The following is a 24,368-nucleotide window of genomic DNA, read 5'->3' as shown; positions in this document are numbered from 1 at the left end:
AGAGAGAAAACATGTTTGCATTAGACCTCCCTATCGCGCCTCGCCGTACCAGCGCCAGCTGGGCATTGACGACGGCGATCGGTTTTATCCTTCTCGTGTTCGCTGGCTGTTTGCGACCCGCATACGCCTCCGACGCGGTGTCGAGTGCTCCGGTGGCGAGTACGCACAGCGACGAAAGCATCCGCCCGTTTCGCGTTCACGTTCCGCAGGCGCAACTCGACGACCTGCGTCGGCGCATCGTGGACACGCGGTGGCCGAACAAGGAGACCGTCACGGACGATTCGCAAGGCATTCAACTGGCGAAAGTGCAGGAGCTCGTGCGCTATTGGGGTACTGACTATGACTGGCGCAAGGCCGAGGCACAGCTCAATGCGCTGCCCGAGTTCGTGACCACCATCGACGGGGTCGACATCCAGTTCATCCACGTCCGCTCGCGTTATCCCAATGCGTTGCCGATCATCCTGACGCATGGCTGGCCCGGTTCGATGTTCGAGTTCATCAAGGCCATCGGCCCGTTGACCGATCCCGTGGCTTATGGGGAGCGTCCGGAAGACGCGTTCGACGTCGTGATTCCGTCGATTCCCGGCTATGGCTTTTCGGGCAAACCGAAAGAGCTGGGCTGGGGACCCGACCGCACCGCGCGGGCGTGGGACGTGCTAATGAAGCGCCTCGGATACACGCACTACGTCTCGCAGGGCGGCGACCATGGCTCTGTCATCTCCGATGCGCTGGCCCGCCAGGCGCCCCCCGGCCTGCTCGCGATTCACCTCAATATGCCGGCCACCGTTCCGGGCGACCTCATGGCGGGCATCAATAACGGCGCCCCGGCTCCTGCTGGATTGACCGATTCCGAGCGGGACGCCTATCAGTCGCTGAGCACGTTCTTCGGCAGAAACGCGGCGTACGGGGCCCTCATGGTCACGCGTCCGCAGACGATCGGGTACTCCCTCTCGGACTCGCCTGCGGGCCTCGCAGCCTGGATGTATGAGAAGATTGCGCAATGGAGCGACAGCGGCGGAGTGCCCGAGCGTGTCCTGAGCAAGGATGAGATGCTCAACGACATCACGCTGTATTGGCTGACCAACACAGGGGCGTCGTCGTCACGGTTCTACTGGGAAAACAACAACAACAATTTCAGCTCCGTCACGCAGAAGACTCAAGACATCAAGGTTCCGGTGGCGATCAGCGTGTTTCCGCATGAGATCTATCGCGCGCCGAAGAGCTGGAGCGAGCAGGCATATCCCTCGCTGTACTACTACCACCAGGTTTCCAAAGGCGGTCACTTCGCAGCCTGGGAACAGCCACAACTCTTTACGGAAGAGTTGCGCGCGGCGTTCAAGCCGGTGCGTCAAGCGAACGTGAAAGCAGGGTAGCAGAGGCAGGGCGCGCGTACATTTCCGGGGCAGAAACGATACTTCCGGTGTATTGCTGACTCCAGTGATCCCGTTAGGTGGTGCGAAGGCCGTTGCGCGTCGCAGTGGCCCAATCGCGCCGGTGATTCTGTCTCGCACTCGTTGCACCGACGATCGCTTGACGGGTTGTCACTCGACAGCAGTCGCTCAGCTGCCAAGGTTGAATGTCGCTAGCGGGTCGGGAGCACGCGTTCGTTGACAACGAGACCTGACGTTCGCGCCCATCGATACGGGAACGGCAGGAAAGCGACTTGAAGCTGCCTCAGCGGCAGCGTTACCGGAACGTCAACTTTGGCCGAGCTGCGGCCACGCGAGTCCGCGTGGGGGTATGACCGTTCGACTTCGATAGCGGTCCGCAATCTCGTCGATTGATGTACCGCTCGAAAGGGATAGGTTGGCCATCGTGTGCTCCTTTCTTGTGCAACTGCCGTGGGCGCGCCTATTGCCCCTTGAATTGAGGCGCGCGCTTTTCGAGTGTCGCGGCGAGCGCTTCGATATGGTCCTCGGTGTTGTGGCACATCCCCTGAAACACGGCACAGTGTTCGAGGAAGTCGGGTAGTTCCATGCGCTGGGCTGATTTCATCAGGCGCTTCGTCAGCCTGAGGGCTTGCGGAGGTTTTGCTGCGATGCCCCTGGCCAACTGTTGCGCGGTATCCAGCAACTGGTCCGCGCTCACGGCGTCGAGAACGATACCAAGTTCCCTGGCCTGCGCACCGGTAAAGGTGCGGCCAGAAAACGTCAGCTCTGCGGCCCGCTGGTAGCCGACGAGTCGCTGGAGCAACCACGCTCCGCCATCCCCGGGAATGATGCCCACGTTGATGAAGGTCTCACCCATGATCGCGTCGGTTGTTGCCAGTCTCAGGTCGCACATGCAGGCGAGGTCCAAGCCCGCGCCCAATGCGGCGCCATTGATGGCTGCGATGGAAGGGACCTCGAGACGATGCATCGCCAGCGGCAGGCGCTGGATGCCTTTTCGATATCGTTGCTGGACCTCATATACGTCACCTCCGAAACTCCCTTCGCGATGCAACATGTGCTTGATGTTTCCGCCGGATGAAAAGGCCTTTCCGGCACCGGTCACAATCAAGACGCCGATAGATTCCTCGGCGTTAATCCACTGTACGGTGCGTTCAATATCGTCGACGAGCTTCGTGCCGGTCAGTTCGTTACGCACATCGTCCCGGTTCATGGTCAGTATCGCGACACGCCCGTCGACGCTTAGCAACGCATCAGTCAGTTCAGGTGCAAGGGTCATTCTGGCCTCCCGGTTGCAAGTCACTGTGGGGTGGTTGCGCCGACATCCTCAAGCAGGATGCGCGCGTCAAGGATGGCTACCCCGCTGGAATAGGCCAGCACGGGGTTAAGGTCCAGCTCGGCAATTTCGGGAAACGCGGAGCAAAGCGCCGAAATGCCCATCATCAGCCTGACCAGCGCATCCTTGTCGGTCGGGGCGGCTCCACGTACCCCGTTCAGAATCTCACTGGCCCGGATCTCGGCGAGCATTCGGTGCGCATCGTCTTGGGTGAGAGGAAGCGAGCGAAACACGACGTCCTTGAGCACTTCGACCAGAATGCCGCCGAGGCCAAACATCATGACCGGCCCATAAGTCGGGTCACGCACAACCCCGATGATGATTTCGACGCCACCTTTGGGCGCCATGGGCGTTACCAGGACGCCGGTAATGTCCGGATCTTGCACATGCTTTCGGCCGTTGGCCACAATGGTTTCGAACGCTTGCCTGACTTCATCGGGACTTCCAACGTTCAGCCTGACCCCACCGACATCCGATTTGTGGATGATGTCGCGCGACACGATTTTCATCGCGACCGGCACCGACGCGAGGCGCTCGAACGCCGCAACGGCCTCATGCGGCGAGCTGGCCAGAATCGCGGGTGCGGGCATCGGGACGCCCGCATCCGCGAGCGCCTGCCGGGCTTCGTGCTCGAGCACAACCGTCCGGTGCTCGCGGCGACAGGACGCAAGGACTGTCTCGAACGCCGGCGAGCGCACCGCTTGGCCCTCCGCGTCGGCTGACGGCCGCCTTTGCGTTTCGCCGAATTCGGCGAGAGCCAGCATGCAGCGCACTGCCAGCTCAAGCGAGTCATAGACCGGCACGCCAGCTTCACGGATACATGTCAGCGGCGCAGGTCGCAGGTCCGCATACAGACTCCCGTACAGGCTATGCACGATGATCGGTTTGCCGTACGTTTCCAGCATCTCGGCGATGCGCGACGAGGTCTGCATCTCAATGGGCGTCAGCGACTGCGAGAATCTCACGCCATACCCACCGTAGAGCCCCGTGATGAGCAGCCCGTCGACCTGAGGGTCCTCAAGCAGGATGCGCGCGCAGTCAGCAAATATCGCAGGATTCGCGTCCGTTCCCCCGGCCACATCCACCGGGTTTGCAACGGCGGCCGACGGCGGCAGGATTGCCGAGAGGCGCTGCTGCGTTTCGCGGCTCAGAGATGCCAGCGTCAGACCTTGCTCGCTCAGGGCGTCTGCAGCAATCGTCGCATGCCCGCCACCATCTGCCAGCACCGCCACGCGGCGCGACGCGAGCGGCTTGAGTAGCGAAAGCGCTTCAGCGAGCGACAGAATCTCGTCGGACTTGCGAGCCAGCACCGCACCCGCCTGACGCAGAACGCCCTCGCTAACCGCATAGTCGCCGGCCAGCGCACCGGTGTGCGACTTCGCGGAACTCCGTCCGGCGCTGGTGCGACCCGACTTGTAGAGGACGACCGGTTTCTTGCGTGTGATCCGACGCAGTGCGTTTAGAAACACCCGCCCGTTGTTCATCCCCTCGACGTACGCGACGACGGCCTTGGTGTTCTCATCTTCGGCGAAGTAGTCGAGATACTCATCAAACTGGATATCCGATTCGTTGCCAATACCCACGTACGTCGACAGACCGATGTGTCCATTCGCCTCGGCCTCCGTCACGAGGGAAAGCGCCATGTTCCCCGACTGCGACAGCAAGCCGATTCCACCTTTCTTCAGATTGCTGAAGCCGACGATGTTGCAGGCTTTGTGGGTATTGAACACGCCGGACGTGTTCGGCCCGACGATACGCACGTTACAGCGCTGAGCAACCCGCACCATTTCATCCTGCAGGCGCCGCCCGTCATCGCCCGCTTCGGCAAACCCGCCCGCCAGGACAACCGCCCCTTTTGCGCCCTTCCTGCCACACTGCTCGATGACCTGTGGCAGGGTCTTCGCCGGCGTGCATACCAGAACGAGGTCAACGTTGCCGGGTATGTCGCCCAGGCTCGCGTAGCATTTGAGCCCCAGGATTTCGGATTCCTTTGGATTTATCGGGTATATCGCCCCGACGTATCCGTCTTCCAGCAGCTTCTGAATGGAACGGAAACCGCGTTTCGTCTGGTCCCTCGATGCGCCAACGACGGCAATCGAGTCCGGATAGAAAATCTCATGGAGAGCGTGGCTGCTCATCGTTATTCTCCCTTGAACACCGGTGAGCGCTTCTCGGCGAACGAATCGATCCCTTCCCGCCAGTCTTTCGTTGTGGAGCAGAACATCATGCCCTCCAGCTCCGCTGTCAGCGCTGCGTCAAAAGTGCGCTCGCCCGCGAAGTTCAGTTGTTCCTTCGCGAGCCGCATTGAAAACGGTGCCTTGCTGGCGATCTTCTGTGCAAACTCGCGCGCGCACTGCAAAAAGCCGTCATCGGGAAACGCACGGTTTGCCAGCCCAATCCGGGCAGCTTCGTGCCCGTCAATCTGCTCGCCAAGGAAAACAAGCTCGCGGGCTTTTGCCAGACCGACCAGCCGGGGGAGGAGATACGTGATGCCGCCACCAAGAAAATTGCCGATGCTGATTTCAGGCAGTCCGATCTTCGCGCTCGCGGCCATCACAACGAAGTCGGAAGCAATCGCAATTTCTGCACCGGCTCCCAGCGCGAAGCCATTGACCGCCGCGATCACGGGCTTACCGAGCGTCAACAATCGCTTGCAGACTACCTGCTCGCCTCGCAGGTACTCGCGACGCTCGAAGGCCGTGCGACCCGCCTTGTGTTCCTTCAGGTCTGCGCCGACGCAGAAAGCGCGTCCCTCTCCCGTAATGACGAGCACCCGTGCGTCGCGGTCCGCCTCCGCCAGACTCAGCGCTTCGCCCAGCTCATCGTAAAGTTGCTGGACCACCGCGTTCAAACGATGCGGCCTGTTCAGTCTGACTTCTGCAATGCCGTCCTGCACACCGTAAATAATCGTTTCGAAAGCCATGAACGTCTCCGTCACTGCACCTTGACCTGGGGCATGAATTGCTTGAATCGAAGTTCACCTTGCTGTCGCACTTCGAATTCCACACCGGCTTCCCGAATGACGAACAGGGCGGTCGCGAGCGTGTTCTCATCGTCCGGGTCCATGGGGTCGTCACGGTAAATGGGCAGACCTTTCGACGCCTGGTCGAAGAGCACCTGCAGGAGATTCAACTCGCTGACGCCGGAGAGCTCCGGAAGAAGCTCACCGAGTCGTGTCTGCCGGTCGCGGGACGATGCCGTGACAAGCTGCTCCTCGTTGCCACAGCCATCGTGGATGAGGTGATTGGCGTGCCCGGACAGGCGGCTCACCTCAACAACCGAGCAGCGTTGTACCGTTGCTTCGATGCTGAGCAGCCGCGGGTCCCCTACGCAACCCAGCGTATGGTGAAAGCCGCTTGCGCGCGGTACGCCTTTGAGAACCTCGACCGCGGCATCAAGCGAAGCGACGTCGAGCACCGCGCGGGTGAGCACCATGCGGGGCACCCCAACCGCGGGGTGCCTGATTCGCAGGTTGTTGATAGCCTGCACCAGTCCGGCACGGTTCACTGCGAAGGTATGTCCGGGCAGGGAGCCCGGTAGTAGAAGCTCACGAATCCGGGCTTTCCGGTTGGGCGAACGTCCACGAGCGCGCACTGGTCGCGCAGATATGGGTCGCCATCTTCGTTATGCGCAATGAGCCGCTCATTGGGCGACCTGGCAGCCAGCGTCGTGCAGCCGTCCGGCGCGTTGTGAATCAACTCTCCCCGGCAGTTCCACAGGAACACATCCTCGGCGGACCATCCCATTCCGGCCGCCATACCTTCGATTTCTTCGACATAGTCCGGGAACACATTTTGGGCAGCCTGGCGCAGGTCTCGCAAAAACGAGTGCCCGCGCCATCGGCTGACCGCCTGCCAGGCGGCACTTTGACCCATGTACGCACTCATCAACGGCCTGGCGAGCGTTCCGAGTTCGTATCCGATGTCGTACGGAGAGCCGGAAATGACGGATGGAGTTAGAAGCTGCATAAAAACATCACCTCGCTTAAGCCACGTGCTGCAAAAAGTCCTTCAGTCGCTGCGTCGGCGGGGTGTGGATAAGCGCGGCCGGGTGCCCGTCCTCGGCAATGCCGCCCTGGTCCATGAACAGCAGACGCGTGCCGACACGCTTTGCAAACCCGATTTCATGCGTCACGACAATCATCGTCATGCCCTCGTTGGCCAGGTCCTGCATGACCTTGAGGACTTCGTGACGAAGTTCCGGGTCCAGCGCCGAGGTTGGCTCGTCGAACAGCATCAGCTTTGGCTTGATGGCCAAGGCGCGAGCAATCGCGACGCGCTGCTGTTGCCCCCCGGACAACTCGGACGGGTAATGATTGGCGCGCGCTTCGAGGCCCACCTTGTCCAGCAATGCCATTGCCTGGTCGCGTGCTTCGGCTCTCGAGGCTCCCCGTACCTGGATCGGGCCGAACATGACGTTCTCCAGCGCTGTCATCTGCGGAAACAGGTTGAACTGCTGGAAGACCATGCCGGCCTCGAGGCGGATGTTACGAATCACGGATGCGTTGCCCTTGACGCTCTGCCCGTCGACCAGCAAGTCTCCGCCCGAGATTTTCTCCAGTACGTTGATACAGCGAAGCATCGTGGACTTGCCCGAGCCGGACGGACCGACGACAACCACGACTTCACCACTTTCGATGCGCAGGGTGATGTCCTTGAGCACGGCCAAATGGCCGAAGCTCTTCGAGACCCCCTGGAATTCGACCATGTTCATAGGATGCTCATCCTCTTTTCGACGAGACGCAGTGTGAGCGTCATCAGGCCAGTCAGAACCAGATAGATGGCGGCAACTGCAGTCCAGATCTCGACGGCGCGGAAATTCCCCGCGATGATTTCTTGCCCCTTTCGTGTCAGTTCGCCCACCCCGATGACAATAAATAGTGAGGTGTCCTTCAGGCTGACGATGCACTGATTGCCGAGCGGCGGAATCAGCCGGCGAAAGGCGAGCGGCCCGATAATCTTTGCGAGGACACGTGGCATGGACAGACCCATCGCAAGACCGGCTTCCGTGAGGCCCTTGGAGATGGACAACAGTGCGCCGCGCACCACTTCGGCAAGATAGGCGCCCGAATTGACCGTTATCGCGATGATCGCGGCCGTTAGGCCATCGATCCGGATATGCGCAAGCACCGGCAGCGCGAAGTATAGAAACATGACCTGCACGACAATTGGCGTGCCCCGGATCAGCTCGATGTAGAGCTGAGCCAGAACGTTCAGCACGGTGGGTCCATATGCCCGGAACATTCCGGCAATCATGCCGACGATGAAACCGCCGACGAGCCCGACAAATGCAATAAAGACTGTGAGCTTCACGCCGTCCAGCAAGTCCGGAAGTGCCGCCCAAATAGCTGACCAATCGAGATCCATGGATCGCTCCTGGTTGATTCGTAGGAGCGCGGCGGTTGTCACCACCGCGCACTCATTTCCGAGCACTTACGACTTCGGCGGCTCAGAGCCGAACCACTTCTTGTACAGCCTGGCGTAACGGCCATCGGCCTTGATTTTGGTCAGCTCTTCGTTGACCTTGGGTACCAGCGGGCTTCCCTTCGGAAACCCGATGCCGTACTTGTCGCCGCTCACCGGGGCGCCGGCAACCTTGACCTTGCCTTTGCCTTCCGTGTTGACGAAATACAGGACGTTTGGCGTGTCGTGCATGGCCGCGTCGACACGGCCTGCTTCCAGGGCCAGATAGGCCTCGTCGATGTTGGGGAACTGGCGGATTTCCTTTGGCTTCAGGTGTGCCTTGATCCAGTCGATAGTGGCGGTGCCCGTTTTTGCGCCGATGACCTTGCCATTCAGGTCGTCAATAGACTTGATGCTCGTGTTGTCGATTTGCACCATCGCTGCGAGCCCGCTGTCGTAATACGGGTCCGAAAAATCGATAGCCTTCTTGCGCTCCTCCTTGATGGTCATGCCCGAAAGCGCGACGTCGATGTTTTGGGTTTGAAGAGCCGGAATCAGACCAGCGAAGTCCATCGGCTGAATCTTGTACTTCCAGCCTTGGTCCTTCGCGATTTCGGCCCACAGGTCAAGGTCGAAGCCGACGTACTTGCCCCCCTGCTTGAATTCGAACGGCATGAAGGAAGTGTCGGTGCCAACGACCAGTTCTTTGCTTTGCGCATGTGCGATGCTCGCGCCGAACATGGCAACAGCAATGACGGACATAAGGAAGGAACGACGTCCCATAATTCTCTCCGAAGCAATTGACAAGGCGCCCTCCGCGACGCGGGCGGGACCAATGACAACACTCCGTGCAGTGCAACATGCGTTGTTTTAGTTATATTTAGAGCAACAGTTGTTGTCATGACGGATGCTACGCCGCCAAGAAAGGATGTCAACAAAAATCTGAATGGGGGAAACCCGTAGCTTCGCGTCAGGGCAAGCGGGAAATGGCAACCCAACTGACCGAAGTCAGCTTACGTATGTGCATTTGCTTGCGGAACCTCTTCCGCCTCGGACAAATGCTGGACGGCCGTATTTCCCTCGAGTGCAAGAAGATCGGTGACAAGCCATTCGGCGATGGCGAGCGTCGCGACAAATGTTGAAGGGAACCGTTAAAAACCCCGGGAAGCCGGTGAGAGAAAGGGTATCGTCTCCTTAGCTACGGAACAGGAGCCGCCATGCGATGCACAATCGTTCTTGAGTTCGACGATGGCGATGGATCCGCGGTCAAGCGCGTCGAGGTAATGCGGCTTCACAGGGCTGCAGAAAACCCGACATCTGGGGACGTGGGCCTGTCCCTCGCCGAGGGCAAATCATTGGTCAATTGCATCCAGCAGAATTTTGTTGTCGAGCAACTCGAACGATTCTGCGCGTCGCGTCGAGCATGTGCGGCCTGCGGCGTGCCCCGTCGCCTGCACGATAATCGTTGCTCTGAGCTGAAGACCACCCTTGGGAAGGTTTTCTACTGCCGCGAGCGATGGAAGGCATGCAAGTGTGGTGCTGACGCCTGTAGATATGTGTCGCCGCTCAAGAACTATTTTACGGATGTAAGCACAGGCGAGCTGCGATGGCTGCATGCAGAGCTGGGTGCCACGATGCCCTACCGGCAAGCCAAGCGGGTCATGGACCTATTGTTACCGACTTCCGGTCGCGACAGTCACGTCACCATTCGCAATCACACTGTGACCATCGGTAAATCCATACAGCATGCGCAGCCTGTGCATCGGTGGTGCGAGGAGACAAAGCCGGATGCCGAACTTGGCATTGACGTTGGCTATGTTCGTCGTGCACGAAACAACAGCAAGGGTTCGGGCAAGGGCAATCGCGTGGAAACAGACAAAGGGTCATCGTCGATTGCGGTCATTGTTGCGGCTTTGGGCCCGGCAGGTAAGCGACCAAGGGTATGGGCTTCCGCCATGCCGCGCACCAAGCGAATGCAGAAAGAAATGACGAGATTCTTGGAGGACAGCGGCTACGACGATCCCAATGACGTCTGCGTTCGGACCGATGGAGCATTGGATCTGGCCGGTGTTGCAAACGACCTTCCGTTCGATTCCGAATGGGTGCTCGACTGGGCGCATATCGGGCGAATGTTGCGATACGTCGACCAAACTCTCGCGCCTTTGGCATATGGGCGGCTCACGACCAACGGATCGGCATTCGAACTGTGGGACCTTTTTGTTCGCTTCCGCAGTCTCGTCTGGACCGGACAAACGGTGGGTTGGCAACGACTCGGAAAACAGCTACATCGGCTCCTTGAGCTGCGCGAGAAGCTCGACCCAAATTCGAGCCACCGAGCCAAACAAGCGCGCTACAGGCTCACGGACGTGATTGCGTACCTTGAGCGCAATCTTGAGTCGCTGATCGACTATCGAGCATGGCAGCGCGTTGGCCGGCGAATCTCCACCGGTTTTGTCGAGTCGTCGATCAATCGGATAGTTGGCCGTCGAATGGGCAAGAGCCAACATATGCGCTGGAGTCGCGCGGGGGCACACAGTGTCGTTCAAGTGCGCGTTGCCCTCTTGAACCAGGAATTTCACGAACTCGCTGGGCGGCAGTTTCCATGGATTGGACAGCGACGCGTGTCGTGGCCCTGGCAATGAACATCCCGGGTCTTTTAACGGCTTCCACGATTAGCGCTCCAACGGACACCATTAGCGTGATTTACGAACTTCAACAGCAGCAGTAGCCAGGACGCCGCATTGCTCTTGCGCGGCACGCAACAACGAAAAGGCATCGCGTGGATTCCCGCACGATGCCTTTTTTACCCCCTTAGCATGTTCTACCCCGATAGCGTGTGCTGCGCCTGCAGCCGCGCTGGTTGTCGTTCACAGCGTTCATGCACTGCGGCAGCGTACCGATCGCGCCGCCAGCACCATCACTGTCCCGCCTGTTCGAACGGCAGGTTCCAGTCAGTTACCGCGTTCGTATTGTCGTTGACCGCTGCAAAGTGCACGTGTCCGTTGTTGATCTGACGGAACGCGACGCCGAACGCTCCATCCGGTGCCGGATCGATCGGCAACTGCGCAACGAATTGCCCTTGCGGCGTGAACTCGACGAGCTCGCTCGGCTGGGCCGGATCGGCGTTGATCGCGTCGCCGTTCGAGGTGAAGAGATCGCCGTTCGGCCCTAACGCAAGCGCCAGCGGTCCATGCAGGTGCTTGTTGTCCGCGTAGATCAGCACGCCCTTGCCGCCGTCGTGATGCGAGTTGCCCGCGCCGAACACCGCGAAGATCGCATTGTCGACTATCGACGCAACGTAGAGCACGTCGCGCACCGGGTCGTATACGAGCCCGGCCGGCCCGACGACGACCGCTGCCGGGTCGCCACGGTGCGGATAGCCCGATGCGACCTGCGTCGCCTTCACGAGGTGCACGCCGTTGGTGTCGACGGTCACGTCGAGCCGCACGACGTTGCCGCCCAGCACGTTCGAGACGAACACTTTCGCGTGATCGACCTGATCGAAAATCGTCATGCCCCACGGTCCATTGATCGTCGGAGTGCCCTTGAATTCCCCGACCGCCACGCCGTTGCGGTTCACGACGATCAGTGAGCCGGGCTTGATCGTGTTGAACGTGCCGTCGGTGGTGGGCGTGTTGCCGACCAGCACGAAGCCGCCGCGCAGCACGCCAAGCGCCATGGTCAGGCCGATGGGGGACGGGGGCGTGGCGTGAAGCTGGGCGAATGTGGTGGCCTGCTTCGCACCCGGCACGATCTTGACGATCGTGGTGCCGGTGCCCTGCACGTTCTGCGCGTTGTTGAAGTTCGAAACCAGCAAGTCGCCCGGCGCGATATTGCCGAAGGAGGGAAAGCCGTCCGGAACGAAGACGACGCCATACGGATTCAGGTCGCCGTTCGCCGGTATGGTGGTCGTCGTGACGGCGGGCGGCGGTAGTAGCGGCTCCTGGGCGTACGCAGCGTGTACCGCGCCGAGCGCGACGCCCGCGCCGCATAGCGCGAGCAGCAGCCGGCGCCACAGGCCGCCATGTGCGGCGGGTGCGGGATGCAACGTTGGGGCGGCACCCCGTGTGGGTAGCTTCTTGCTGACTCTTGCGGCATTAACCGGCGCCGCGGGAAGCGAAGCGAGGTGTCTGATGACAGATTTCATGACTCGACTCTCCAAGAAAGCTGCGGCAACTGCCGTACGCGCGGTGCGTCGACTGCCGCGAGCGAACCCCACCTACTGTGTCGCCTTGCGGCACGGCGAGCGCGCAATCGCACCTCACCGGCGCAGGCGATACTTTCTGGCAGTACGGAGGATGAGCGGCGTTGTGGCGAGGTTTGCGGCAACGCCGTTCTTGCTGACAAGACCGGTACAGCGGTCACGTCGGCCACGCCGCAAGGCGCGCAACGAGCCAACCTGCAGGCGGCCGCACGTGCGCAGTAAACGGGTGAGTACGCAAAAATATTCCGGTGAGCACAAGCGAAATTCAATTGCAGCCAGCCAGATGAACCGGATGGTGCAGAATGCCGCGCTGGTGAAGGAAGCCTCGGCGGTGGCGCAGTCGATGGCGGAAAGCGAATGGTTTGCGCGAAGCGGTGGCGTTGTTAATCGGGCACATCGCTAGTGCCGTCGTCTCAATCCCAGTCCCAGCGCTCGGGGTGCCCACCGAGCTTGCCGCACACATCGATCGCGATCGCCCGCAACTGGCTCTCCGCGATCTGCCCCGACACGGCATAACCCATATAGTTGGTAGCCCAAAAGAACGTGCGGAGATTGCCGTCGCGAAGGACGCCGTACGCCAACTCACGTTTCGAAACGGCCGTCATGTAGAGCGCGAGCCGCGCGCCGGCGCGGTTCTCGTACATCAACTGACCCGCCGGTCCCGCGTCGCCTGGTAACAGCCGCCCACCCACGAGCGTGAACCCGTAGTTTTGCAACGAGGGCGCGGACAACGGCTGGTTCATCCTTCGCGCAAGCCAGCCCGTCAACTGCTGCTCATCTGCGGCGCTCACTTCGACGGCATGGCGTACTTCCGGCGCGTAGACCACGTAGGCAATATTGGCTCGTTGAGCGAACACAGTTTGGCCCGGGGGCCAGTTGAACAGCGACAAGCTGCCGGCGAGCCACGCGAGACCGGCGCCGAGCGCCACCCAGCACGCGGCCAACGCGACGCGCCGCCACCATGGAACACGCGAGCGCAACACGATGCACGGCCCGCTGGTCTGTGCCGCGGGGTCCGCGAACAGCGCGCGCAACGCTGCTCGCTGCGCGCGATAGGCCGCCACAATGCCCGCTGCCCGCGGGTCGACCAAAAGCCGCTCGATCACTGCCGGGCGCTCCGCTTCTGGCAGTTCGCCGTCGACGAGCGCTGAGAACTCCCACAGTTCTCGTTCGCTGTAGCCCGATGTCACCGTGGGGTCGAAATGATCGCTCATTGACATCTCTCATGGCCTTGATCGACACGACATTGGCGCGTCGGCCCATCGGCATAAAGCGTGCGCATATTCTCCCGCGCGCGCGAAAGCCGCGACATCACCGTGCCGACCGGCACGTTCAACACTGATGACACTTCCTGGTAGCTCAGTTCCTCGACGCAAACGAGCAACAGGACCTCGCGCTGCTCGAAAGGAAGGCGGTAAAGCGCGCGCTGAACGTCGCGCAGCGCGAGCGAATCCACTTCGCCGTGCGGCGCTTCGAGCGTGCGCCAGGGGGCGCGTTCGTCGTCCACGGCGATCTCGCGACGCCCGCGCAACTGGTCGATGTAGATGTGGCGCAGGATCGTCAGGAGCCAGGCACCCAAGTTGCTACCCGAACGAAACGCGCGCGCGCGCGTGAGCGCCCGCTCGGCCGTGTCCTGCACCAAGTCATCCGCCCAAGCGTGGTCGCCCGTCAACGCGCGGGCATAGTGACGCAACCGGGGAAGTGACCCTACGACGTCGGCTTCGAAGCTCACACCAAGTCGGCACGTGCATCGCCGTCGTTAGTAATCGCCACCGCCGCTCGAGCTGTCCGATGCGTTCATGTCGCACGCCGACGAACAGCCGCCCCATCGTACGAGTCCAACCGTCACCAGTATTGCCGACAGGATTTGTGTCGACTTCATGCCTATCCCCTCCGCATACGCGGAGCATTCCAAAACTAATCCACGTAGGCTAAAACGATCAGCCCGATCACTTTATTCCGGGAATGAGCTGCCATCGGAATCGTGAGTTTTGCGCCGACTTAGACTTGTTCCGGGAATCCAGACGCCGGTTTCCAGGTGGATAGTGTTGAAAAACTCGCCGAGTAGCGTTCGTAACGTGCTCGAAAAAAATCCACGGTAGAGCTAAGCGGCAGCGTCGTTCACCATCAACGCGACCTTGTTCACAGCTTCCGAAGGGTCCGCGCGATCCCTGCCTGACCGCCGGTCACCTTCGCCGGAATACATGCGCAGCAGATTTCGTTTATGCGGACAGCCAGTCGGCAAACTTCCAATCGCCACTGACCAAAGATGCCTTGACCCTCTGGGTCCGGGCAGGGTGAACTTTTGTCTCTTTGACCCGACACGCAGCGGCAACAGCACGGATTTGTACCTCAGATGTGAGCGAGGTCGAGTCAAGGACGCCAACGTCGGCTGTCAGGAGGTTCGTGACATGAACAGAGTGACGCAACTCATCTGCCTAGGCATGCTGCTTGCCGGGACGGCCTGCCACGACCTGGAGCGCTCCCGTGCAGTCGACAACCCGGCTGTCTCCGGAAAGACAATCGCGCTGCAGGTCTGCTCGAATTGTCATGGCGTGACCGGCGTTTCGGTATCGCCCACCTTTCCCAAGCTCGCGGGTCAACAACGGGAGTACCTTGTCGATCAACTGACCGACTTTAAGACCCACGCTCGATCCGACCCGAACGCGAAAAGATTCATGTGGGGCTTTACCCACTTGACCGGTACGCAAATCGACGAGATTGCAACGTATTTCTCGACACAGCAGACAACGCTCGGTCAGCCCGGCGATCGAAGGCTCATCGATAAGGGGAGGACAATCTATGCATCCGGTCTGCCGGACAAGGGTGTTGCCGCATGCGTTTCATGTCATGGCCAGCACGGCGAAGGAGCGGGCGGGTTTCCACGGCTCGCAGGTCAGCATGCGGACTACATCGTGAAGCAGCTACTGGTCTTCCAGCGCACTCGGGACAGGCCCCGCGGTGAGGTCATGCAGGCGATATGCGCCAACCTGTCGGAGCAGGATATGCGTGCCTTGGCCGCCTTCCTCGAAGTGTTTCCGGCAAAGGCTGCAGTAGCGGACAGCACCGCCGATCACTGAGTCCTGGCCAGGCTTTTCGCCGGCAGACGCTACGACCAGTTGATAACCGCAACCCGCTTATCAGGATAGTCAACTCGGACATTGCATTACAGGAATGGAAACTCTGCGTACCGTGCCTCTTATCCCTCTGATCGCCCTGGTGTATCTAAGGCAGGTAAGCCAGACGGGTCGTATCGAGGTGTACGGTAGTCTTGGGCTGAAGGGTTAATACGATGCGATTGAGTCCGAGTGTCTGGTAGCTGGAATTAAGGCGCGTTTCACGTCATTGGGTGACCGTCTCTTCATGGCCCGACAGGCGACCAGCAACTGGACCAGCCGCCATATCGCGGATCATCACGCACGAGACCCGGTACACTAATCGGCACATGGACTCTCTCCGGTGAGGTGCCTGTCATGCCTTCTTTCGATGCGCGGTGCTCAGTCCGCCTCTTCTACACCGTCCTTTGCATCGTCATATCGTTCAGCGGCTGTTGATGTTCGTTAATTCTGGGAGTGGACAAAAACTGGGGGAGGGACGCTCATTGTCGAACGGCCTCTGGCGATCTGAAGTGAGGGAAACGCTTTGCGAAACACGTCTCCAGCCTCCCGTCGAGCAGTTCAACTCGCGTTTGCAGAAGGTAGTGAGCGCCCTTCATCGACCAACGCATTTGTTGACGTTTCGTGAGCCGTCGATTTATCAAATGATTCATGACCGATTCGGCCGACGCCGACGATACCCGACGGCCGTTCATACGTGCCTGTTGATAGTCGATAAGATCGCTGCGATTGTTCACCAGGAAAGTCAATAATCGAGCGGCTGCGCTACTCGCTGTACCGGCGCCGAGATCATAGAACAGTGGCAAAGATCCGATTTCAAGATTCAGGGAAGCGATAAGCGTACGTAGGATCTCGATTGCCGCGTCGCCCCGGCCGCGCCATAGCTTGTCGCGCACGCGATTTAGTAGTCGCTCGCATCGCTGCATCACCATCGGTCGCTGGTAGAGAGGAAATGTGTACGCGCAGAGCGCCGACCGCACAGCGTGGAGTTTCATGCCGATGTGGAACCAGTCAAGAATCCGCGGTGCGACTTAAGGCGCCACGGAAGTCACTAACGATCGCATACCTCGAGCGCCATCTGTGACCACGTCGACCAAAGTAGAACTGACCCAGCCACACTGGTCGAGTGCAGCGGCGACAAGCACGCGTGTCAGGCTTGGGCGCTGGAGAGCACAAGCGAATCGTCGAGCCGCTATCCCCTCACATTCGACACGGCCCGCGATAACTTCGAACCTGCGCACCTCTTCCAGCGGCACCGCCGTGACTGCTGTGCCGTCAATTGCGAGACGCAAGTGCTTCGCTCCACCACGGTGTTGGGTTCGCGCGAACCACCCAACGTGGAACTGATCGTTTTCAATGTGCTCACCGCAGTCGAGCGTCTCTTCGCGAACAGTGGCGTGAGACAGGGTGTGCAACCCGGTGAGATCGGCGACATTGCGTGCAGCAGATCGGTAGGAAACGGCAGCGCCTTGCTTCGCACACAGGTATGCAAGCTCCGGCGTACGTCGTCCCGGCAGCAAACTTTCTATCGGGCTCTCGGAGAATCGAAGATCCGCTGGCTCATCGTTCTCGTCCAGCGGTTCAGGGGTGCACAAGCACGAGATCACCCGGGGCACTCGAACTTTGACGTTGCCCAGCGCAGTCGCCAACACGCGGGGCCGCCAGTCTTTTATGCGGCGGTATCACCCGCAATGCCTGCAGCGGCGACGCCGAGCGTCGTAGGCGCGGATTTGGTCTTGGGCCACCACATGTTGAAGGCTAGATAGCAGCCTTTTTGCCTCAGACATCGACAATCCAAAATCTGCCGGGGTCGCTCCTTCGAGCGGGCGCTGAAAGCTGGCTAATGGCACTTTCTCGTCGGTGCCGTCCCGCTGCAGGTAAATCGTCCAGTGCATGTCCATTCTTCACCTCGCTGAACGGGTGTCGAAGGTAGCTTAAGACAAAAACGTCGTGCTCCCCCAGTTTTTGTCCACTCCCAAAATTAACGATTTCCAACAGCTGAGCTCACGAACGTGCGCGACAACCTGCGGCATGCCTCAATCTCGACCACCTCAATGTACCTCGTTTCTTGATGACACCCCTGCATGTCAGTTTCGTCAGTCAAGCCGTGCCTACTGGTGTCATGCGCCGCGACAGCGCGGAGCGGCGGGCCAACAAGAACTTGCCAAGCCGTATCGGGTAGTCCGGATGTGTCGCCGCGACTACCGAAGGCCGCATCTCCAGTGCGCGGCGCCAATGCTGCACCTTCCGCAACCCGTCCAAGAAGCCGAAGTCGCCGATCGTATCGAAAACGTCGAAGTACCGGAACACAGGCCCGAAGACCGCATCGACGATGCTGAAAGACGCGCCTGCGAAGTACGGCCCATCGCTGAGCGCGGCCTCGATTTGCACGAGCCGGGCGTAGATCTCGTCGGCGCGCGCCGTCAGCGCCGCTTCGTCCGCGGCATTGTAGAACGCCCCGATCGAGTTTAGCAGCACCGAGCCGAACTCCATCCATGACCGGTGTTGCGCCCGTTGCAACGGGTCCGTCGGGTGCAGGCGGGGCAGCGCCGTCTCCTCGAGATACTCGCATATCACGGCGGACTCAAAGATCGCCGCGTCGCCCACCAGCAACACCGGTGTCTTGCCCAACGGCGAGACTTTTTTGAACCAGTCCGGCTTGTCCGCCAGGTCGATGTCACGGCGCTCGAACGGCAGGCCCTTTTCTGCTAGGACAATGGCCGCGCGCTGCACGTAGGGGCACAGCGCGTGCGACACCAGCACGAATGGCGCGCTCACTTGACCAGTCCTTCGGCGCGCAACGCGTCCTGCACGCGCGGCCGCTGCGACACGCGGTCCAGGTAGGCCATCAAGTGCGGGTAGGGCGTCAGTGGCAGTGCCAGGAAGTTGGCCCAGTTCACGATCGTGAAGGCGTAGGCGTCGGCCACACTGTATTCGCCGGCCAGATAGTCCTGTTTCGATAGCAGCGCATCGAGTTCAACAAACCGTGTGGCCAGCTTGTCCTCGACGGCCTGGCGCGTAGAGTCGGCCGTCTCCTTGTGCCACAACCAGGGGCTGAAGATCTTGTGCAACTCGGTGCTGACGAAAGTCAGCCACTCGACCACGGCCAGCCGCCGGGTCGACCCCGAGGCGCCGATCAAGGTCTGTTGCGGATCCAGGTCGGCCACGTACTGTAGTAACGATGATGCCTCGGTGTGACGCGAGCCATTGTTCAGCAGCAGGAGCGGCACGTAGCCACGCGGTGAGATGTCATAAAAGTTTGTGCCGTCGGCCGTAGTGTGCTTGATCAGATCGACGGCGACGCCGTCGAATCTGGCACCGATCTCGCGTAGGGCAATGTGGACGGCCAAAGAGCAGGCGCCGGGAGCATAGTAGAGCTTCATGGGACTTCCCTATAGGTTGAGGGATAGAACGAGCCCTTGCCGAGTCAAGCGGCACGGAGCCGAGGAACCAGCAACGCCCATGAGGCCATGGTGCGACTCGTGATGGGCGTCAGATATAACGACTATAGTATTGCCATATCGAAATTAGAATGGACTAAACGGCAAGCTATGATTGCAAAAGCGCAATACAAAATGACCCCTGGGGACTTGGAGATGACCCTCGCGCTCGTACGTGGTGGGAACTTGGCGACGGCAGGGGAACGCCTCGGTGTGGATGCCTCAACAGTGTTCCGCTCACTGCGGCGCATCGAGCGAGGTTTAGGGCGTCTTTTGTTCGAGCGAACGCGTTCGGGCTACCGCGCAACGGAGCTGGCCATACAGTTGGCCGAGCACGCCGAGCAAATGGAGGTCGCGTTGGAAGCGGCGCGCTCATCCGTGGAGGCGCAGCCGACACAGGTGTCGGGCACGGTGCGCATCACGACGACCGACACCGTCCTGCACGGCCTGGTCGCGCCCGCGCTACGCGGCCTGCGGAAAGTTCACCCCCTGCTGAGTTATGAACTCCATACAGGCAACGAACTGACCAATCTGACCCGCCGTGACGCTGACATCGCGGTGCGAGCGACCAAGCGCCCGCCACAGCACTTGGTGGGAAAGCATATCGGGCCGATCCGCGTCGCGCTTTACGCGGCCAAGAGAGGCCGCGCGGGCAATTTCACCGATGTCGAGGCCGGCAAGGCTGACTGGATCGCGCCCGACGATGCGCTACCCGAACACCCTTCGGTGGTTTGGCGCAAGCGCCACTTTCCCAAGTCGGACCCGCGTTACCGCGTCAACAGCATCCTTTCCGTGCTGGAACTGGTTGCTCTCGGGCTTGGCGTGGGCATCGTGCCCTTGTTCCTGGCCGATGGGCGAAGCGACGTTGTACGTCTGACCGAGCCGCTTGACGAGTGTGAAACGGATTTGTGGCTCCTCACGCATCCCGAATTGCGACATCTCCGCCGTGTGGCCGAGGTCTATGCGCACTTGGCCCAAGCGATGAACATGCCGTGAGACATCGGGGCGAGACATCCTGCCGGCGTGGAGCAATATCGACTCACTTTGGGGGGTGAAAGCCGGCTCCAGGGTGCATTCAGACCTTTGCGCTTATCTCGGCGATCACGATCACCGATCAGGATGTTCGCGTCGTCGAACCTGCCAATCACATCGGCTGAACTTGCACTTGGCGTGCCACTCGATTTCGACGCCTAGGAGGCACGTTTTCACGTCGTCGGGCACTTCGTGTTCAAGAGTCCTACGCTTGTGAAGTCGGCAAATATCAATGGCGCTTTGTCTGGCGTCAATTAGAACTGCCGCCGTGTTGCCTCACGGAATGATGTTACTCCCGAGAAATCGCCGTCGTCGAATTGTTCTGCGGTGAAGACTGTCGATGCGTAGAGGCGGCAGACTTCACCGCGTCGGCGTCTCCGAGTATTCGGGTTACCAGTTCCCTTGCGCGATTTGATCGCCACGCTTTTGCTCGACGCTGAAGGGTGCGCAGCTTGGCTCCGGAATACATCGTCGGGGCCATTGCGATGAGACGCTCGTGCAGCTTTTTCGCTGTGATGCCGGGCTCCGTTTCAAGCCACTGCAATACTTTTGGCCTGCTTTTCGATCATGCGTTGGTCGAACCTCCCCGGCTTGCCACGCCGTTGTTCAATTCGCATCACAATATTCCAGTTCGATCAACCCGACACTGTTGTCCGCGCGGTGAATACGGTCGTAGAGCGGGTCCGAGACCATGGCCGCTTGGCGATCAGTCCCACCTCATAAAGTACAACCGAAAGCAATCGAGGTTTCGGTAGGTGTATCGGGCAGCAACTGCGGTAGTCGCTGCCGCTGAATGACGGGTCATTGTGTGGTACAACAGACGTTCGCCAATCGTGTTCCGATGGCTCATATGGGTCGGTTACGTAAGTTCAGCGGGCGGACGGAGCGGCAGCCGCCACCTCGCTGATGGACTTCCGAGATCGGCCATCACCGGCCATTCGCCAGCACGTTCGGACGGACGCTCAAACGTCCGCTTTACCCAGTGAACGGACCTTTTCCCGTTGAACATGCCCGGCACTCCCCTCGATCCGGAAAGTCGCGCTGCGCGCTCTGACCACACAGTAGATGTCGGTCTGCCTTGGCCCGCCCGTCGCGGGCTTCTGCTGTCGAATCCCGTTAGCGGCGACTGGTTGACCAACAGTTGCCCGGAAACTCGAGCCGGGCGCACGGCAAGAGCAGTTTGGCGGTCAGGAATCCACTGTCTAGAATACCTGGGAGCCGACGCTGTGAACTTTCGCGCGATGTGAGGTTGAAGGAGGGGGTGCCATGAACGCAGCAATTACTGGCGTCGTTGCCCAACTTGCTTTGCTATTTGCGCTCGAGTGTCTGTCGAGCGCCGGACTGGCGCAAGTGGTTCGAACTGAGGTCATTCCGGTCCCGTCTGTCACGATGACGGATCAGGAGTTCCTGAACGGTCTTGAGGACGGGCGACCGGTCACGATCGCGGGCGAACTTCGACTTCCCAGGGCTGGGGTGGATCGACTTCCGCTCGTTATCCTGCTGCATGGTTCAGGCGGAATTGGCAGTTCGGTGACCGACTGGGAGCAGGATCTACTCGCAATGGGCGTCGCCACTTTTGTCCTGGATAGCTTCTCCGGACGCGGCATCATCAACACAAACAACGATCAGGCTCAGCTGCCTCGCCTGGCACAAGCCGAGGACGCCTTCCGAGCGCTCGCGATTCTTTCGAAACACCCGAGGATCGACCCGGCAAGGATCATGGTCATGGGATTTTCGCGAGGCGGGCAAAATGCACTTTATGCAAGCTTGAAGCGGTTCCACCGATTGCATGCCTCACCCGGGACGGAGTTCGCGGCCTATGTTGCGTTCTATCCAGACTGCACTTATACGTATCGTGAAGATGACGATCTTGTTGCAAAGCCTGTAAGAATTTTCCAAGGCAGCGCAGACAACTACAACCCAATTGCCCCATGCCGTGCATATGTAGAACGGCTAACGGCAAAAGGTAACGATGCTCAGCTGACCGAGTACGCAAGGGCCAATCATGTATTCGACTCGGTGGCTCTCAGGCAGCCGGTTCAGCTTCCGCAGGCGCAAACGACTAGAAATTGCAGGACCATCGAGCAGGAGAACGGGCTGCTGGTCAACGCCCGGACAAGGGAACCCTTTACGTACAATGACCCTTGTGTCGAGCGCGGGGTGACGACGGCGTACGACGAACAGGCGGCAAGGGAGGCAAAGCAAGCTGTTCACGAGATAGTGGTGAAAGTGCTAAAGCCCAGCGTTGCCGCTTCAACAGCCCGCCCGTGATCATTGTGGCCCGCCCTGGCCAGGGATGTGGCAGCCGCTGCAGATAAAGGGATGACTGTTGTACCGCTCAAAGCGGTCGCACAGATAGCGCCGGGTTCTACGTCCCTAATGGGTGTGCGCCGTGAAAAGGCGGCGCTTTCCAGCGGGTGCAAGCCCCGCCCGGCAACCGCTCCAGCCGGAAGCAACCGGAGCAGTCATGGAGGTAACGAAGTGGCTGAAGCCTCTGGTAATGCGTGTCACGAATAGGTGACAGCGCGAGTGTGCAGGCCGTAACGCGAGTGAACGCCGAGCAAACCTCGAAAAGGACGATGCGCAGGCCGACCCGGCAACCCTATCGGGGAAGGCTGATACGACTGGGTGAATGAGCAGGCTGGACGCCCAGTTGCTGCGCCGGGGTAGTGGCGACAGCATGTACACAAGGAAAGCGTACGCAACACGGGAAGTCCCTTGGCGAGGTCAGGGATGACCAACCGGACGCCCGCGAGGGACAGGCCGGGCGCCTTGGGATGACGGAGAGGCTCGTAGTACCGGTGAAGCCGGGTAATGCCGGTGGAGGGAAGGGGCCTCAGTTCAAGACGAACGCAATACGTGGTGAGGGACCAGGAGATTGGGCAACCTATCAACTCCGATCAGTGTTCAGAAGCTGCAGACGGCGTTACACGCGAAAGCGAAGGCAGAAGCCGGGTACCGCTTCTACGCGCTGTACGACAAGATCTATCGCGAGGATGTGCTGGCGCATGCGTACGCCCAGTGTCGCTCGAACAGGGTGCGCCCGGTGTCGATCGCCAGGACTTCGCAGAGGTCGAAGCGTACGGAGTGCAGAAGTGGCTCGGCGAACTGGCGCTTGCGCTCAGGCAGGAGACGTACCGGCCGGACCCTATCAGAAGAGTGTTTATCCCGAAGGCCAATGGCAAGCTGAGGCCACTGGGCATCTCGACCCTACGGGATCGGGTGTGCATGACAGCAGCGATGCTGGTGCTCGAACCGATCTTCGAAGCGGACCTTCCGCCCGAGCAGTACGCTTACCGCCCGGGGCGAAATGCCCAGGAAGCGGTAATCGAGGTGGAAGAGCGGCTGCATCGAGGGCAAACGGACGTTGTTGACGCCGACCTCGCGGACTACTTCGGAAGCATTCCCCACGCCGAATTGATGCTGTCGCTCGCGCGACGCATCGTCGATCGGCGTGTGCTGCATCTGATCAAGATGTGGCTGGAATGCCCCGTTGAAGAAACCGATGACCGAGGCCGGAAGAAACGCACGACGGAGGCTCGGGATAGCGGACGCGGCATTCCGCAAGGGTCTCCCATCTCACCACTGCTGGCAAATGTCTACATGCGCCGGTTCGTGCTGGCATGGAAGAAGCTCGGACTTCAGCGAAGTCTTGGCAGTCGCATTGTGACCTATGCAGATGACCTGGTGATCCTCTGCAAGCGAGGCAAGGCCGAAGAGGCGTTGCTCAGACTGCGCGAGATCATGAGCAAGCTGAAGCTGACGGTCAACGAGGAGAAGACACGAATCTGCAAGGTGCCGGAAGGCGAATTCGACTTCCTGGGTTTTACGTTTGGGCGGATGTACTCAGCAATGACTGGTCGGGCCCGTATGGGCATGCGTCCGTCGAAGAAGAGTATCCGGCGCATGGTCGAAAAGCTTCATGCGATGACCGCCCTCAAGACGGTATGGCAAGGGACCACGGAGTTGGTGGGCAGGTTGAATCGGACGTTGCGCGGCTGGGCAAACTACTTCCAAGTAGGGAGCGTCAGCCGAGCATACCGAGCAATCGACAGCTACACCGCTACGCGGTTACGCCGGTGGTTACGCAACAAGCACAAAGTCAGACGTCGCAGGGGCGGGACCTATCCAACCTCGCACCTTTACGGGCACTTCGGTCTCGTACGTCTACAGGGTCCTTGGTAATAACTTGCCGTGTACGAAGGCGTGATGTCTTGTCCGAGAGCCGGATGCGGGAAATCTGCATGTCCGGTTCGATGAGCGGGATGTGGAAACGGGGTTAGGGTGAGGTTATTCGGGCACCGCCAGACGAAAGGGGCGGCAACAGACAAACCGAACCTACTGCTACCGCGCCACATCTCGACTCTACCGTTCTGAGACCGTCACCCCCGCAGATTGGTGACGAGCCCAAAAAGGGTTCTTCGCGCCGGACATCGGCGATGAACCAAAA

General features: G+C 60.1%; 22 protein-coding genes and 1 pseudogene. 8 read left to right on the top strand and 15 right to left on the bottom strand.

Annotated features, from left to right (window positions below):
- The first annotated feature begins 11 nt into the window (after positions 1-11).
- Positions 12-1,373 carry an epoxide hydrolase family protein gene (locus FAZ95_RS14605; protein ID WP_137333111.1) on the top strand — a complete coding sequence of 454 codons (1,362 nt, stop codon included), beginning with the start codon at positions 12-14 and terminating at the stop codon, positions 1,371-1,373.
- Between the two features lie 478 nt (positions 1,374-1,851).
- Here FAZ95_RS14605 and FAZ95_RS14600 read toward each other — a convergent pair whose 3' ends face one another.
- The 7 genes and pseudogenes from FAZ95_RS14600 to glnH all read right to left on the bottom strand — a co-directional run bounded on the left by FAZ95_RS14600 (position 1,852) and on the right by glnH (position 8,909).
- Positions 1,852-2,667, bottom strand: a complete 816-nt coding sequence (locus FAZ95_RS14600; protein WP_137333110.1) for an enoyl-CoA hydratase-related protein — start codon at positions 2,665-2,667, stop codon at positions 1,852-1,854.
- Positions 2,668-2,687: 20 nt separating this feature from the next.
- Positions 2,688-4,862, bottom strand: coding sequence for an acetate--CoA ligase family protein (locus FAZ95_RS14595; protein WP_137333109.1), 2,175 nt, complete (start codon positions 4,860-4,862; stop codon positions 2,688-2,690).
- A 2-nt stretch (positions 4,863-4,864) separates the two neighbouring features.
- Positions 4,865-5,647, bottom strand: coding sequence for an enoyl-CoA hydratase/isomerase family protein (locus FAZ95_RS14590; protein WP_137333108.1), 783 nt, complete (start codon positions 5,645-5,647; stop codon positions 4,865-4,867).
- 11 nt (positions 5,648-5,658) lie between these two features.
- A pseudogene (locus FAZ95_RS14585) lies at positions 5,659-6,611 on the bottom strand (C45 family autoproteolytic acyltransferase/hydrolase).
- A 97-nt stretch (positions 6,612-6,708) separates the two neighbouring features.
- A complete protein-coding gene (gene glnQ, locus FAZ95_RS14580; protein ID WP_175425612.1) occupies positions 6,709-7,437 on the bottom strand; it encodes a glutamine ABC transporter ATP-binding protein GlnQ in 729 nt (242 codons plus the stop codon).
- Positions 7,434-8,090 carry a glutamine ABC transporter permease GlnP gene (glnP, locus tag FAZ95_RS14575; RefSeq protein ID WP_137333107.1) on the bottom strand — a complete coding sequence of 219 codons (657 nt, stop codon included), beginning with the start codon at positions 8,088-8,090 and terminating at the stop codon, positions 7,434-7,436. The genes glnQ and glnP overlap by 4 nt, the downstream gene beginning before the upstream one ends.
- Before the next feature lie 66 nt (positions 8,091-8,156).
- Complete coding sequence (gene glnH / locus FAZ95_RS14570) at positions 8,157-8,909, bottom strand: glutamine ABC transporter substrate-binding protein GlnH (RefSeq protein WP_137333106.1); 753 nt, start codon at positions 8,907-8,909, stop codon at positions 8,157-8,159.
- A 203-nt stretch (positions 8,910-9,112) separates the two neighbouring features.
- Here glnH and FAZ95_RS39340 point away from each other — a divergent pair, with 203 nt between their 5' ends.
- On the top strand, positions 9,113-9,268 hold the full coding sequence (locus FAZ95_RS39340; protein ID WP_175425611.1) for a hypothetical protein: 156 nt from the start codon (positions 9,113-9,115) through the stop codon (positions 9,266-9,268).
- A gap of 75 nt (positions 9,269-9,343) precedes the next feature.
- Positions 9,344-10,768: an ISKra4 family transposase gene (locus FAZ95_RS14560; RefSeq protein ID WP_137333105.1), complete on the top strand. Its 1,425-nt coding sequence runs from the start codon at positions 9,344-9,346 to the stop codon at positions 10,766-10,768.
- A 275-nt stretch (positions 10,769-11,043) separates the two neighbouring features.
- Here the strand turns inward: FAZ95_RS14560 and FAZ95_RS14555 are convergent, their stop codons facing one another.
- Complete coding sequence (locus FAZ95_RS14555) at positions 11,044-12,273, bottom strand: hypothetical protein (RefSeq protein ID WP_137333104.1); 1,230 nt, start codon at positions 12,271-12,273, stop codon at positions 11,044-11,046.
- Positions 12,274-12,556: 283 nt separating this feature from the next.
- Between FAZ95_RS14555 and FAZ95_RS39335 the strand changes: the two genes are divergently transcribed.
- Complete coding sequence (locus FAZ95_RS39335) at positions 12,557-12,733, top strand: hypothetical protein (protein ID WP_175425610.1); 177 nt, start codon at positions 12,557-12,559, stop codon at positions 12,731-12,733.
- Between the two features lie 10 nt (positions 12,734-12,743).
- Here the strand turns inward: FAZ95_RS39335 and FAZ95_RS14550 are convergent, their stop codons facing one another.
- From FAZ95_RS14550 to FAZ95_RS40515, 3 genes are read right to left on the bottom strand one after another with little or no spacing between them, the layout of a single operon-like run.
- Positions 12,744-13,544 (bottom strand): anti-sigma factor family protein, encoded by an 801-nt coding sequence (locus FAZ95_RS14550; protein WP_254699708.1) that lies wholly within the window; start codon positions 13,542-13,544, stop codon positions 12,744-12,746.
- Positions 13,541-14,062 (bottom strand): sigma-70 family RNA polymerase sigma factor, encoded by a 522-nt coding sequence (locus FAZ95_RS14545; RefSeq protein WP_137333103.1) that lies wholly within the window; start codon positions 14,060-14,062, stop codon positions 13,541-13,543. Before FAZ95_RS14545 ends, FAZ95_RS14550 begins: the two co-directional genes overlap by 4 nt.
- Before the next feature lie 27 nt (positions 14,063-14,089).
- Positions 14,090-14,212, bottom strand: coding sequence for a hypothetical protein (locus FAZ95_RS40515; RefSeq protein WP_302674735.1), 123 nt, complete (start codon positions 14,210-14,212; stop codon positions 14,090-14,092).
- Positions 14,213-14,741: 529 nt separating this feature from the next.
- Between FAZ95_RS40515 and FAZ95_RS14540 the strand changes: the two genes are divergently transcribed.
- Positions 14,742-15,410 carry a c-type cytochrome gene (locus FAZ95_RS14540; protein ID WP_137333102.1) on the top strand — a complete coding sequence of 223 codons (669 nt, stop codon included), beginning with the start codon at positions 14,742-14,744 and terminating at the stop codon, positions 15,408-15,410.
- 518 nt (positions 15,411-15,928) lie between these two features.
- Here the strand turns inward: FAZ95_RS14540 and FAZ95_RS14535 are convergent.
- The 3 genes from FAZ95_RS14535 to gstA form a co-directional block, all read right to left on the bottom strand.
- Entirely contained in the window at positions 15,929-16,441 is a 513-nt protein-coding gene (locus tag FAZ95_RS14535) for a hypothetical protein (RefSeq protein ID WP_137333101.1), read from the bottom strand.
- Positions 16,442-17,546: 1,105 nt separating this feature from the next.
- Positions 17,547-18,224 carry a glutathione S-transferase family protein gene (locus tag FAZ95_RS14525; RefSeq protein WP_137333100.1) on the bottom strand — a complete coding sequence of 226 codons (678 nt, stop codon included), beginning with the start codon at positions 18,222-18,224 and terminating at the stop codon, positions 17,547-17,549.
- On the bottom strand, positions 18,221-18,829 hold the full coding sequence (gene gstA, locus FAZ95_RS14520; protein WP_137333099.1) for a glutathione transferase GstA: 609 nt from the start codon (positions 18,827-18,829) through the stop codon (positions 18,221-18,223). Before gstA ends, FAZ95_RS14525 begins: the two co-directional genes overlap by 4 nt.
- A 168-nt stretch (positions 18,830-18,997) precedes the next feature.
- Between gstA and FAZ95_RS14515 the strand changes: the two genes are divergently transcribed.
- Positions 18,998-19,882 carry a LysR family transcriptional regulator gene (locus tag FAZ95_RS14515; protein WP_137333098.1) on the top strand — a complete coding sequence of 295 codons (885 nt, stop codon included), beginning with the start codon at positions 18,998-19,000 and terminating at the stop codon, positions 19,880-19,882.
- Positions 19,883-20,207: 325 nt separating this feature from the next.
- On the opposite strand, the gene FAZ95_RS41000 is transcribed toward FAZ95_RS14515, so the two are convergent.
- Positions 20,208-20,462, bottom strand: a complete 255-nt coding sequence (locus FAZ95_RS41000) for a hypothetical protein (RefSeq protein WP_496543825.1) — start codon at positions 20,460-20,462, stop codon at positions 20,208-20,210.
- Positions 20,463-21,184: 722 nt separating this feature from the next.
- Between FAZ95_RS41000 and FAZ95_RS14505 the strand changes: the two genes are divergently transcribed.
- Both FAZ95_RS14505 and ltrA read left to right on the top strand, forming a co-directional pair.
- On the top strand, positions 21,185-22,189 hold the full coding sequence (locus FAZ95_RS14505) for a dienelactone hydrolase family protein (protein ID WP_137333097.1): 1,005 nt from the start codon (positions 21,185-21,187) through the stop codon (positions 22,187-22,189).
- A gap of 750 nt (positions 22,190-22,939) precedes the next feature.
- A complete protein-coding gene (ltrA, locus tag FAZ95_RS14495; protein ID WP_254699707.1) occupies positions 22,940-24,103 on the top strand; it encodes a group II intron reverse transcriptase/maturase in 1,164 nt (387 codons plus the stop codon).
- Positions 24,104-24,368 lie beyond the last annotated feature (265 nt).

The sequence above is a fragment of the Trinickia violacea genome (assembly GCF_005280735.1).
GTDB classification, from domain to species: domain Bacteria; phylum Pseudomonadota; class Gammaproteobacteria; order Burkholderiales; family Burkholderiaceae; genus Trinickia_A; species Trinickia_A violacea.
This window is presented reverse-complemented; position numbering and strand designations above follow the sequence as displayed.